The organism is Mycobacterium sp. 852002-40037_SCH5390672, assembly GCF_001665875.1.
Classification (GTDB): domain Bacteria; phylum Actinomycetota; class Actinomycetes; order Mycobacteriales; family Mycobacteriaceae; genus Mycobacterium.
Genome location: NZ_LZTA01000022.1, coordinates 1 through 922 on the forward strand (window position 1 = coordinate 1; position 922 = coordinate 922).

1 protein-coding gene is annotated in these 922 nt (G+C 70.7%); it reads right to left on the reverse strand.

What is annotated here, in order from left to right; translation table 11 throughout:
• Positions 1 to 922: AMP-binding protein (locus A5782_RS04440; RefSeq protein WP_156623793.1), on the reverse strand; the 922-nt coding region annotated here is incomplete at both ends.

A 922-nucleotide genomic window follows, 5' to 3' on the forward strand; every position in this document is an offset into this window, starting at 1 on the left:
TCGGCGCGGCCCAAGTACTCCAACGCACCGGCCGAAGTCCAGCGCACCAGATCACCGGTCCGATACATCCGCGCCCCGACCGGCCCCACTGCGGCCGCAAAAGGATTCGCCACGAACCGCTCCGCGGTCAACGCGACGCGGCCCAGATATCCGTGCGCCAGGGCCGGCCCGCTCAGATACAACTCGCCCGCCACCCCGATCGGCGCGGGGTTGAGCCGTGCATCGAGCACCAACGCGCACATCCCGGGAATCGGGGTGCCGATGGTCACCGGCTGCCCCGCCGACAGCGGTGCGGTGGAGGTGGCACAGATGGTGGTCTCGGAGGGGCCGTAGCCATTGAACATCCGCCGGCCCGGCGCCCAGGCGGCCACCAACTCCGCCGGGCACGCCTCCCCCGTGGTAACCAGCGTGTCCACCCCGTCCAGGCGGGCCCGATCCAGCGACGCCAGCACCGTGGGAGTCACTACCGCCGCGCTGACCCGCTGAGTCTGCAGCAACTCGGTCAGCGCCTCCCCGCCATACGCGTCAGGGGGCGCCACCACCAGCGTCGCCCCCGACGCCACCGCCCACAACCATTCGAAGATCGACGCGTCAAAGGTCGGCGCGGCCACCATCAGCACCCGCGCATCCGCGCCCAACCCGAACGCCTCACGGTGCGCCGCCGCCATCCCCAGCAGACCGGTGTGACTGACCGGCACCCCCTTAGGGGCACCGGTGGACCCCGAGGTGAAAATCACGTAGGCGGTGTCATCCACCGCCAATGGCGCCAGCCGATCAACGTCGGTGATCGGCTTGGCGCACCGGCCGGACAGGTCTAGACCGTCGACGCGCAGCACCGGGCGCGCCCCCGCCCCGCCAACCGTGTCGACACCACAGGTCAACACACACACCGCGTCCACCGCATCAAGCACCGTGGCGATCC